14 protein-coding genes are annotated in these 11652 nt (G+C 40.0%); 9 read left to right on the forward strand and 5 right to left on the reverse strand.

What is annotated here, in order from left to right; translation table 11 throughout:
- Window positions 1–259: 259 nt before the first annotated feature.
- The 3 genes from VB797_RS33720 to VB797_RS33730 are packed head-to-tail and all read left to right on the forward strand — an operon-like array spanning window position 260 to window position 2402.
- Complete coding sequence (locus tag VB797_RS33720) at window positions 260–514, forward strand: DUF4212 domain-containing protein (protein ID WP_323242162.1); 255 nt, start codon at window positions 260–262, stop codon at window positions 512–514.
- Window positions 515–521: 7 nt separating this feature from the next.
- Window positions 522–2198: a sodium:solute symporter family protein gene (locus VB797_RS33725; RefSeq protein ID WP_323242163.1), complete on the forward strand. Its 1677-nt coding sequence runs from the start codon at window positions 522–524 to the stop codon at window positions 2196–2198.
- Window positions 2199–2210: 12 nt separating this feature from the next.
- Window positions 2211–2402, forward strand: a complete 192-nt coding sequence (locus VB797_RS33730; RefSeq protein ID WP_323242164.1) for a hypothetical protein — start codon at window positions 2211–2213, stop codon at window positions 2400–2402.
- Here the strand turns inward: VB797_RS33730 and era are convergent.
- Window positions 2379–3332, reverse strand: coding sequence for a GTPase Era (era, locus tag VB797_RS33735; RefSeq protein WP_323242165.1), 954 nt, complete (start codon window positions 3330–3332; stop codon window positions 2379–2381). The genes VB797_RS33730 and era overlap by 24 nt on opposite strands.
- A 163-nt stretch (window positions 3333–3495) precedes the next feature.
- Between era and VB797_RS33740 the strand changes: the two genes are divergently transcribed.
- The 4 genes from VB797_RS33740 to VB797_RS33755 are packed head-to-tail and all read left to right on the forward strand — an operon-like array spanning window position 3496 to window position 4665.
- Window positions 3496–3786, forward strand: coding sequence for a BrnT family toxin (locus tag VB797_RS33740; protein ID WP_323242166.1), 291 nt, complete (start codon window positions 3496–3498; stop codon window positions 3784–3786).
- A complete protein-coding gene (locus tag VB797_RS33745) occupies window positions 3776–3994 on the forward strand; it encodes a DUF6364 family protein (protein WP_323242167.1) in 219 nt (72 codons plus the stop codon). Before VB797_RS33740 ends, VB797_RS33745 begins: the two co-directional genes overlap by 11 nt.
- A 43-nt stretch (window positions 3995–4037) precedes the next feature.
- A complete protein-coding gene (locus tag VB797_RS33750) occupies window positions 4038–4415 on the forward strand; it encodes a GFA family protein (protein WP_323242168.1) in 378 nt (125 codons plus the stop codon).
- A 52-nt stretch (window positions 4416–4467) separates the two neighbouring features.
- Window positions 4468–4665, forward strand: coding sequence for a lysozyme inhibitor LprI family protein (locus VB797_RS33755; protein WP_323242175.1), 198 nt, complete (start codon window positions 4468–4470; stop codon window positions 4663–4665).
- Here the strand turns inward: VB797_RS33755 and VB797_RS33760 are convergent.
- The 3 genes from VB797_RS33760 to psbP all read right to left on the reverse strand — a co-directional run bounded on the left by VB797_RS33760 (window position 4658) and on the right by psbP (window position 7149).
- On the reverse strand, window positions 4658–5809 hold the full coding sequence (locus VB797_RS33760; RefSeq protein ID WP_323242169.1) for a succinylglutamate desuccinylase/aspartoacylase family protein: 1152 nt from the start codon (window positions 5807–5809) through the stop codon (window positions 4658–4660). The genes VB797_RS33755 and VB797_RS33760 overlap by 8 nt on opposite strands.
- A gap of 101 nt (window positions 5810–5910) precedes the next feature.
- Entirely contained in the window at window positions 5911–6504 is a 594-nt protein-coding gene (locus VB797_RS33765; RefSeq protein WP_323242170.1) for a nucleoside triphosphate pyrophosphatase, read from the reverse strand.
- 96 nt (window positions 6505–6600) lie between these two features.
- Window positions 6601–7149: a photosystem II reaction center PsbP gene (gene psbP / locus VB797_RS33770; protein ID WP_323242171.1), complete on the reverse strand. Its 549-nt coding sequence runs from the start codon at window positions 7147–7149 to the stop codon at window positions 6601–6603.
- Window positions 7150–7221: 72 nt separating this feature from the next.
- Here psbP and VB797_RS33775 point away from each other — a divergent pair, with 72 nt between their 5' ends.
- Together VB797_RS33775 and VB797_RS33780 are read left to right on the forward strand one after the other, a co-directional pair.
- Window positions 7222–7833: a hypothetical protein gene (locus VB797_RS33775; RefSeq protein ID WP_323242172.1), complete on the forward strand. Its 612-nt coding sequence runs from the start codon at window positions 7222–7224 to the stop codon at window positions 7831–7833.
- Window positions 7834–7997: 164 nt separating this feature from the next.
- A complete protein-coding gene (locus VB797_RS33780) occupies window positions 7998–8990 on the forward strand; it encodes a DUF2278 family protein (protein ID WP_323242173.1) in 993 nt (330 codons plus the stop codon).
- A gap of 122 nt (window positions 8991–9112) precedes the next feature.
- Here the strand turns inward: VB797_RS33780 and VB797_RS33785 are convergent, their stop codons facing one another.
- Window positions 9113–10498 (reverse strand): PP2C family protein-serine/threonine phosphatase, encoded by a 1386-nt coding sequence (locus VB797_RS33785; protein ID WP_323242174.1) that lies wholly within the window; start codon window positions 10496–10498, stop codon window positions 9113–9115.
- Between the last annotated feature and the right edge of the window lie 1154 nt (window positions 10499–11652).

Consider the following 11652-nt stretch of genomic DNA (forward strand, 5'->3'; position numbering starts at 1 on the left):
CCGAATTATACTCACGCTCCGCGAACGCAACACTTTGGGATTGCTTCGCTGTCGCTCGCAATGACACAAATAATTTTGCATACCCACTTAATTCCTGTGCTGTGAGTGCATAAGTTCTCAGTAATGGAACCAAATAACAATAGTGGATCGCTTTGCCAAACCTTTAACAATAGTTAAAAATACTGTCGGTATCGTCATGCACTTTCTACAGAAACCCGAAGAACTGGTATGATTTCTCATGCATTGATGATGATAAATAATGAATAACGAAAACCACCGCGTTTATTGGCGGAAAAATATCGCTTTAATTCGCAATCTTTTAATAGTCTGGGCAATGGTTTCTCTAGTATTTAGTATTTTGCTAGTGGAACCTTTGAATACAATCCGTTTTTTTGGCGTACCTTTCGGCTTCTGGATGGCACAGCAGGGTTCAATCCTGGTATTTGTGGCGTTGATTTTTATTTATGCCGTGCAAATGGATAAATTAGACCGCGAACATAATATTAAAAGGTAGGGAAGCTGTGAGTGTTGAAATTTGGACGATTTTATTTGTTGGCGCTTCATTTTTAATTTACACCTACATCGGTTGGCAGTCTCGCGTTAAAGATAGTAAAGGCTTTTTCGTTGCCGGACAAGGTGTTCCAGCCCTTGCTAACGGTGCTGCAACTGCTGCTGACTGGATGTCGGCAGCTTCGTTTATTTCGATGGCTGGGCTAATTTCTGCCTTGGGTTATGACGGTTCAATTTACTTGCTGGGATGGACTGGCGGTTATGTATTACTGGCGTTACTTTTAGCGCCCTATCTGCGAAAATTTGGTAAATATACCGTACCCGATTTTATTGGCGATCGCTATTATTCCCAATTCGCTCGATTAGTAGCTGTAATTGCCGCTATCTTCATTTCGCTAACTTACGTCTCCGGTCAAATGCGGGGTGTGGGTATCGTTTTCAGCCGTTTTTTGCAAGTTGATGTCAATACTGGTGTGATCATCGGTATGGTAATTGTCGGCTTTTTCGCTGTGTTGGGAGGGATGAAAGGCATTACCTGGACGCAGGTAGCGCAATATTGCGTGTTGATTGTTGCTTATCTGATTCCTGCGATCGCAATTTCCATGTATCTTACTGGAAATCCCATACCCCAATTTGCGTTTACCTTCAGCGATATTGCCGATAAACTCAACGAGGTTCAGGTTGGTTTGGGTTTTCAAGAATATACGCAACCTTTCACCAACAAATCGATGTTGGACGTGCTATTTATCACCATCGCTTTGATGGTTGGCACCGCAGGCTTACCTCACGTAATCGTCAGATTTTACACAGTTCCCAACGTCCGCGCCGCTCGTTATTCTGCGGGTTGGGCATTGTTATTAATTGCCATACTTTATACTACCGCTCCTGCTCTTTCGATGTTTGCTCGCTACAACTTAATTAATTCATTAAATGATAAAACCGTTGTCCAAGTGCAGCAGCTAGACTGGGTAAGAAAATGGGAAAGCACCAAATTATTAGCTTTTGACGATAAAAACGGCGATGGAAAGTTGCAGTTAACTCCAGATGAAACGACCAACGAAATCACAATTGATAAAGATATCATCGTACTTTCCACCCCAGAAGTCGCCAAACTTGCACCGTGGGTAATTGCTTTAGTCGCAGCAGGTGGTTTAGCAGCAGCTTTATCTACAGCATCCGGTTTATTACTAGTAATTTCCAGTTCGATCGCTCACGACGTTTACTACCGCATGATTAACCCCCATGCATCGGAAAGTCGGCGGGTATTCGTTGGTAGAATTATGGTCGGTTTTGCGGTGGTAGTCGCTGGATACTTTGGTGTAAACCCACCGGGATTTGTCGCGCAAGTTGTCGCATTTGCCTTCGGTTTAGCCGCAGCTAGCTTTTTCCCGGCGATATTCTTAGGAATCTTCGACAAACGTACTAATAAAGAAGGTGCGATCGCCGGAATGTTGACCGGGTTAATCTTCACCACTGCCTATATTATCGGCGTAAAATTTGCCGGAATGCCGACTTGGTTCTTCGGTGTTTCTGCTGAGGGTATTGGCACATTAGGTATGGCGATCAACTTAATTGTCACCTTAATAGTTTCCCGTCTAACACCACCACCACCACCAGAAATTCAAGCCCTAGTAGAAGACTTACGCAGCCCCACTGTGGAAGAAACACCTGTGGTAGCGGTGCATTAGGGAGATGGGGAGATGGGGAGATGGGGGGATGGGGAGATGGGGAGATGGGGGGATGGGGAGATGGGGGGACAAGGAATTATAAAAACATTTGTAGTGTTCGCTGAACAGATCCCTTGCTTTCCCAATTACCAATTACCAATTCCCAATTACCAATTACCAATTACCAATTCCCAATTCCCATTACTTCTCAACTCTGTATCCTAATTCCGCCAAGCGGATGCGGGAATGTCGCCATTTTGCTTGGACTCTGACGAATAATTCTAGGTAAACTTTGCCTGCAATTAACTTTTGAATCTGTTCTCTGGCTGCACTTCCCACGGTTTTGAGCATTGCTCCACCTTTACCAATTAAAATACCTTTTTGAGAATCGCGTTCGACGTTAATTGTTGCCAGAACGCGGGTAATTGCAGGTGTTTCTTCAACTAAATCGATGCTTATAGCTACTGAGTGGGGAACTTCTTCGCGAGTTAAGAGCAAAATCTGTTCTCGAATTAGTTCACCCATAATAAAGCGTTCCGGCTGATCGGTGACTAAATCGGGTGGATAGTAGTAAGGACCGGGTTCTAAATTTTCTATTAATAAATTTTGCAGTTCTAGCAGTCCATCGCTGGTTTTAGCAGAAAATCTTGCTGTTTGCCATTCTCCAAACTTTGCTAATTCCAGATAACTTTCGTCTATCAACTGAGATTCCGGTTGACTATCAATTTTATTGATACCTAAAATTATCGGCGTGGTGGTACGTTCGAGTAGTGAAGCAATATAGCGATCGCCACCACCGCAAGCTGTACTACCATCCACTACAAACAGTAAAACATCCACAGAATCGATGGCGATTTTTGCATTTGTGACCAAAACTTCCCCCAGCTGATGGTGGGGTTTATGAATTCCTGGTGTATCGACAAAAATCAGTTGAGCTTCGGGTGTGGTTAAAATACCGCGCAATCGATTTCGCGTGGTTTGCGCTACTGGTGATGTAATCGCAATTTTTTGACCCACTAATTGATTCATTAAAGTCGATTTACCGACATTCGGACGACCGATAATACCGATAAAACCCGACTTGAATCCCGGAGGTGCCTGGGGAATCAGGACTTCTCCTGGAAGAGAAAAGTTGCTGTCTTGAATATTATTCATGTGTAACTGAAAAATACATCATTATTTACTTTCCCGCGATTAATAAAATATTAAATTGGTTGGTGTAACTGATCTTAATAAAGATGTTAGTGAAAAATTCCCTCTCCAATGCATCTAACTAAATTATGATATACATTGTAGTTACAGTGTAGGTGTAGGCGAGTTGAGATTTGAATGGGATGAACCTAAGGCGATATCTAATGAGAAAAAGCATGGCATCTCGTTTAGTGAAGCAGAAACGGTGTTTTATGACGAGAATGCACGTTTGCTGTATGACGCAGAGCATTCGTCAGAGGAGGATCGGTATATACTTCTGGGCATGAGCAACTTGTTGTCTTTATTAGTGGTTTGCCATGTGTACCAAGAAGACGAGGAAGTTATTCGGATTTTCTCAGTTCGTCGGGCAAACAAGAGAGAGCAACGACAATACGAGAGTTTTTTTTATGAAAGATAATTATGATTTCTCCCTATCTGTAAAGAACCCTTACACCAAGAAGCTGAAGAAGCAAGTTACGATTCGACTTGAAGAGGACGTTGTTGAATACTTTAAGAGTTTAGCTGAAGAAACGGGGATTTCTTACCAAAGTTTGATTAATTTATATTTGCAGGACTGTGTAAAATCGCAGCGCAAGCCATCATTGGAATGGTTGAGTAAAGCTTAACAACACAGTGGAGCGAACGATACAAAATAATAAATAATTAAGTATGACTACGTACATTGGCTCCTGTCACTGCGGCGCTGTTCAGTTTGAGGTCGATGCCGATATTGACCATGTTCGCTCATGTGACTGCTCGATTTGCGCGAAGCGAGGTGCGCTGAACTATCGTGTGCCAAAGGAAAGTCTTCGCTTGTTAACTCCTTGGAAGAATTTGAAGCTCTATCAATGGGGTTCTCGGACTGCTGAGGACTATTTCTGCCCTAAATGCGGGATTCTGCCATTTCGGTGTCCAAGCCACCCCTCGCTACAAGAGCTTCATGAAGGTATAAAACCCTTTGATGGTTGGGCTGTAAACGTTCGCTGCCTACAAGGTATTGATTTAGACGCTCTTCCAATCAAACGAATATCTGGAAGTAAAATTTGACACATAATACATTAGCTTTTCTCTATCTATCATAATTTTAAAGACAGGTCTAATTTTAGGATCGCAGCAGCTAACGGATGCTCAACAATTTGAACAGTCCCAAAAAGCTTGGTTGACGTATCGAGATACTCATTGCAAACTAGCTGGTTCTTACGTAGGTTCACAGATGTATTCATATTGTCCCATGCAGTTGAATATTCTCCGGGTTACTGAACTCAGAGAATTAGCTGGAGAACTTGATACTAAATAATTCCAAGTACAAATTCACCTTCATTTACTGATTGGTTGATAGAAACATCGTATACAAACCCATTAATAATCGCAAAAACATCTACCGTTGTAGGTAATTTACCTTGCTTATTAAAATTGAGTATTTGATAAACTTGTTCTCCAGCTTGTACTTCCGTACCGAGTGCAACTCTTGAGCTAATCATTCCCCCGACTGGTGCATAATATTTTATAACTTGACTTCTAGTTTTAAAACTCATTTGATTATTTTTCTGTGGGAATTCATCTAATTTAAAATCTTCGGACAACACACCCTTTTGTTTTAAATAATTTTTCACACCTCGAACACCTTTTGTAACTGAATCGGGAATCATTTCCATTCCTCTTCCAAGTTCGAGCGTCCAAGCTTCTACATCAAACTTTACCGTTCTACCCAACTGTAAAAAACACTCTTCTAGCGCTAACCAAGGTTTAATAAAAGCTTCGTCAAAAGCATCTCCGTCATATTCATCGAGTAAAATACCAAAATCGAGCAGAAAATATTTAGCGCTTTCCTGGCGATCGCGAAAGTAGTAAAGATAGTTTAAGCCTTGATTTGTCGAACTATGAATATCAATCAAGTAATCTGCATCTAAACTCAAGGATTGCAGTTTGTAACGAAACTTCTCGGTATAAGGTACTCCATTTGCAGAGTTAATTTTATCCGTAAGTGTACTAAACCTTTGCTTGATTGCATCGAGAAAATTCTTTTTAATTTCCCCTACATTACAATTAATCTGAGATTTAGCAAATGCTAATAACTGATTTTCGCGATCGTTGTCTTTAGATATATCCTTTTCGTAATCCCAGAAAATACGATTCCAATCCTTCGCTTCATAAGTACAGTATCTTCCATCAGAAAAATGATGAGAACGTTGATTAGTCCCCATCGGATTACAAACTGGAAGCAGCCAAACTTCTCCAATTAAATCGGTATTATCTAACATCCACAAAAACTCAATCAACCGTTGAATCACAGCATTGCCAACAATTTCCGCACCATGAAGATTAGATTGAATATAAACTTTTTTACCAGAAGTTGCACCGATAAATTTGTAAACTTGTAGCGATAAAATATCACCTGAAGCCATTTGACGCAGCGGAATTGTAGAAATAATAGGGAGCATTATAAAAGATTGAAAATTCTCTTTCCTGAAATATCTCGATTATCGTCATTTATAAAAACTAATCATCGATCAACCCCACCTTCTGGGTGATAATTGATTTCTCAATTCCAAAAATCAGCAATAGAATATCCCATTTCCGCTAACATTAACCGCAACAAAGGTAAACTTAAACCAACCACATTACTGTAACAACCTTCGATTTTTTCTACAAACACAGAACCTTTCCCTTCCAATGCAAAAGCACCAGCACATTTAAGGGGTTCTTCGGTAGCTACATAAGCATCTATTTCTGCAAGGCTCGCTGAAGTAAAGTAAACTTTTGTTACTTGATACTTGACTAAATTCTGCTTTTGTAAATTATCAATAAATACGTGACCAGTAAAAAGTTCGCCATAATTACCCCGCATCATCAGCCAGCGTTGACGTGCTTCTTCTTGATTAGCGGGTTTACCGTGAATTTCGCCATTAATAGCCAAAACCGAATCGCAACCCATAACTAAAGCCGATTGAAAATTCGGTGCTACAGTTTGCGCTTTTCGTAAAGCAAGAGTTTGCACTAATTCTGCTGGATTTTCAATTTGAACTTGAGACTCATCAAAATCGCTGGCACAAACAAAAGGTTGGATTCCAACATTTTGCAGCAGACGACGACGAGCAGTCGAAGCAGAAGCGAGGACAAAGGTTGGGGTACCCATATTTTTTGAGGGAGAGGGGAAAGGAGTTAGGAGTTAGGAGTTAAGAGTTAGGAATAACAATCAAGAATTAACTGTTGACTGTTGACTGTTGACTGATTAATCCACGCGGAAAGAACCTACAGAATCTTGAATCGTTCGTTTCATGCGATTCCAACGTCTTTCAGGTACTGAAGCGTTAAAAGTAAATAATTTACCACGACTAATCGCGACGCTAGCAAGATTGTGACGCTCTCGGTCGTTGGAGAATTTGACCAAAAATTCTAATAAATAGTAAGTTTTACCATCTTCGCCGATTTTTTGTTCGGCATTAACTAACTCTGCTGTACGATTAGAGCCTTCGGGAGCGAGAGCATTTTTCCCTAACTTATATCCTACTTCTGTAGGTGTACCTAATTCCGCTAAAGTTTTACCTGATGGAACCGGACTGATGACCACGGAAACGTTTTCAGTTGTTTCGATGATATCGTGAAATACAACATCGGGACCGTTGCCGATCTGTACTTCCACCCAGCCGGTAGGATATAAGAATTGATAGCCATTGGTTGATTCTATATAGCTATTAAATGCAGCTGCGGCTGCGGTATTAATATTAGTAAGGCACAAACTAAATACTAAAAATAAAGTAACTGAAATTCGTTTCCACATTTGTTCTGGTTCCTTTAAGCTGGAAATAATGCGTAACCATGAGGGTAATTTATCGTTATTATTGTCCCACGTATGTTGACAACTTACGAAGTACGCTGGTTTTACTCTGGTAATATTCCCGAAAGTATTGAATCTTGGTTTAAGCATTGCTTGTTATCACCCACAAAATTACCAGAAAAACGCGAAGATGTGTATCTGTACGCGCCAAATTGCGATTATTTAGGGATTAAATTGCGTCAAGGAGCGTTGGAAATAAAATGGCGTTATCCTAAATCGAACGTGATGAATTTTGGCTCTGTGGTAGAAGGTAATGTTGAAAAATGGAGCAAATGGCGATTGGATTCGACTGGAGAAGCCTTTCAACTGACTCAAATTGGCGATAATCCGGTATGGGTAAGAGTCGCAAAAGTTCGTTTCTCGCAACTTTATCAAGTCGTAGCAAATACAGTACAACCTGTTTCTAGCGATCCAAATGTAGATAACGGTTGTAGTTTAGAACTCACTAATATAGAAGTTAATGGGAATAAATGGTGGAGTATCGCTTTAGAAGCTTTTGGGGAAGATTCTAATTTAAAAGATAATCTTCAGGTGACTGCTAATTTTGTATTTAGGAATTACGATAATTTTTCTTTGCAAGCCAAGAGTTCTTATGGTTATCCAAGTTTATTGGAATTAGCTGTTTAGTGGGAAGCAATTCTTAAGTGAATTTACTAGCCCAAAAAAAATCTTTACAACAGTAGATGTATCAAAAATAAGGTGTTATAACAGAGAATTCCGCATCTCAACTACCCAATTGCCAACTTTGGTTTTTGGAGTAGAAGCTCAAATCAGGTCATCAGGAGACATCTATGCCTTTAAAAAATTACGGTGTTCTCAAAGGTAAAGCGATTGATAGAAAAATAGGAGAAGGTAAAACTCCTCACTACCAGGTACTTATCAATACGTCCTCAGAGAAACATCGCATTGCTATCAATGTAAAATCAAAGCTGAGTCCTTCGGAATTACTTTATTTGGTAGACGATAATTTTGACCATCCAATTACTCAAGAATTGGTTAAACTTGATTACGGCTTTAATCATTTGGAGCGAAAACCCGGTGGACTAGCTTTGGACTTCGTTCGAGGTAATTTGTTCGATACAACTGAAATGAAACCTTTACCTCACGATGTTCCAGGTCCCGACAACGATTTAAACGAATTAATTGAACTATACGTAACGCGATCGCAAAATAGTGAAGACGCTGTTATCTACGCTTTTGGGGAAAAGTGGGGTCCGGAAAACGATGTTAAAGACAAATATTTTGGTTTTCTTCCCGGTAACGGTATTCATGACATCCACATGAATCAAGGTAGTGTAGGTAAATTCCAACAAGATAACGGTGTTTGGCAAGATGGGGGATTATTAATTCACTATCCGAAGCGCGAACAGTGGGTTGGGGTTTTCTTAGCTTTCCAATCGCAATCTTTCCACACTGACGACAAAAATGGCGATCGCTTAGACTCCCTACTTGCCACAAGTACTGCGGAAGTTCGGATTTTAGCTGCTTTGGTCAATCCTACAGGTAGCGACCGTAATAGTGAAACGGTGACTTTAATTAATACTTCCACAGATAAAGTTGATTTGAGCGGATGGTCACTTACCGATTACGACCAACGCAAGCATCATCTTAATGGTGCGATTAATCCAGGGGAAGTATTGCAAGTACCTTTACTTACCAACAGTATTTCCTTAGATAATAAAGGTGGTACCCTGACTCTACTTGACAAACAAGGTATTAAAATTGACGGTGTTTATTATACCAAGGAAGACGCACAAAAGCAGGGTCAAACAGTTGTGTTCTAACTAGTAATTAATTTTCAACAGCAAAAACCTCACCTTATTTCCTTGCCAAGGAGAGGAATACCGGAAGCGGGGGTGAGGTTAATTTGTATTTCATTTAAGTAAAAACCGCTTTATTTAGCAATTCATCGGGTTTGCAAAACAACTACGGTCATATCATCGCCATTTTGCCTATCTGCACCGATGAATTGCTGAATTTGATTGAATAGACAGTCAAGAATTTCTTGTGGTTCGTTGTAATACTTGCAAGCGTTGCTAAAAGCAATAATTAGGTTTTCTTCATCAAAACGTTCACCAGAAGGAGAAGCTGCATCAGTTAATCCGTCGGTGTAATAAATAACTGTATCCCCTGGCTCTAGGTATGCTTGGTTATTTTCGTACTGACTGTGGGCTTCTAAACCAATCAACATTCCATTTGTATCGAGTCGGCTAACGGTTTTTGTCGCCGCGTGCCACCACAAAGGGGGATTATGTGCCGCATTACTGTAAGATAATATCCGCTTTTGCGGGTCGTATTCCGAGTAAAACAAGGTGATAAAACGATTGGAATTTTCCAAATCTGCATACATCACTCGATTCAAGTTTTGCAGAATTCTAGCTGGGGAATTAAAGTGCAATACTTCACCCCGCAACATTCCTCGCATCATGGTCATGATTAAACCGGCAGGTACACCTTTACCCATCACATCCCCGATCACCATAGCCCAGCGATCGGTCTGGGTCTGATCGCCGTCTTTTTCTTCAGCGTTCAGCTTATGGTTTGTCGGAATAAAATCATAATAGTCTCCCCCTACGTGATTTGCTGGTTTACAGCGAGCAGCTAAAGCTATACCAGGAATACTTGGGCATTGACGGGGCAAAAGCCGCCGTTGAATTTCCGCACCAATTTCTAATTCTTGATCGAGGCGCTCTTTCTTACGTAATTCTACACCTAGCTGGTCGTTTTCAATTGCAACTGCGGTTTGGTCGGCTACCAAACGTACTAACTTTTGTCTAGTTTCCGTCCAAGTATATTCCGGGTCTCTACTTAAAACGTACAGCCATCCACGTTCTTTATGCTTAACCAAAATAGCGGTACCAAAAGCCTGCATATCTGGTCCCAAACAACGATGCATTTGAGCATCTAAGATCCCACTAGTGGTTGCTAATGGTGCAGATGTTGGCAGAGAAATTTGGCTGCTAGCTGCTTCTAATGCCTTACGTATATTTTTGCGCTGACGACTATCCTGCCAATGTAGTTGTTCTAATCGAACTTGACCGTTAGGTTTATAAAGAAACAAAGCGCTACCGTCGGCATCTGTTACCCTAGTTGCCATCAGCGGTATTAGTTCCAAAAACTGGTTTAAGTTATTGAAACTTCTGAGAGCAAATCCCAAAGATGAAAGTAAATCTTGGATTTTGTTCTGCTCCCGATGCAGCCGTGCCACAAGTTCTTTGAGTGCCACGACCGGAGTGACATCTGTTGGGACACTGCTATTACTATTAGCTGGTTGGGAAGGCAGTTGAGACACAGGATATTATATTAGATTGCTCTTTTTTAATTGACTAAACAATAGAATGATTGATATATCAAACAAAACGGACGGAATCATAAACCATATTGAATAATGGTTTATCAGTTTAGCAAGAGTAGAAAGACAATTAGAGTAAATTTTATAACTATTTTGTTGCCTGATTTGTTTTTTTGATTTATGTACATTTATTCTTTACAGGGGTTTGGAGCCAAATATTAACTTGTCTCCCCCTCGAAATATTTTTATCCCATCACAAACTGTTAATCTTTTCATAAATTGATTATCAAATCATATACCTTCAGACGTAAAAAATATACTTGTTAACTAAGAGTGGCAATTGCCGATTTTGCTAACTTTTTTAGGCTATGACCATGTAAGGGTGAGAGCCTTTAGGTGTGAGAGCTTTCATGCTAATTTTTTTTGTTGAAAAATCAATCAATTAAGATGTTAATAACAGTATTACAAAAAAAAACAAATTTGCGTATCAAATCTAGGGAAAGTATAGCCTAAGACCTATAGTTTAAAACTTAGTCAAGATATTTTTTTATCATCATGTTTTTTCCGCTTATTTTTTATCAAATAGTTGGGTTTAAAACTCCGTGCTAGAAGCACGGCTTTCTACTTACTAAATATACATTCACTTCTAAATGTGTTAAAAATCAGCAAATAAAATAATTAGTACCGATGGACAGTCGGGAATCCAAAACGCCTATGCAGACGGTTTGCCTCTAGATTAAGTTGTCTTAATCTAGGTCAAAGTCGAAAACCCGCAAGGGAACAACTAGGAAATAATAGAAGTGATTCAAAGATAGCTCCGCACCTTTTAGGTCGGAGAGATCGTCACAGGAATATGTTCGTAGGTACAGTTAACAGTCATGACTTTAACCCAGCAATATATATCTGAATATATGCTATGTAAATATCTTCGGTTTAGTAGTTAGTGCGGAAGATAACATATTCGCAAGATAATTTGCAATTATGAGCGTATATAAACAAGGAAAATTAGGACTAATAGTGCTTTTCATTAGTTCTGAGGAGTTTTTCTCCCAGCCCGTCCGGGAATGCAATTCCCGGACTAATAGCATAAGTCCTCTTCAGAGGACTAAAATTTCACCCATCAAAGTTAATGTGGTGGAGTACTAATAGTCTGT

Source organism: Rivularia sp. UHCC 0363 (genome assembly GCF_034931125.1).
Classification (GTDB): Bacteria; Cyanobacteriota; Cyanobacteriia; order Cyanobacteriales; family Nostocaceae; genus Rivularia.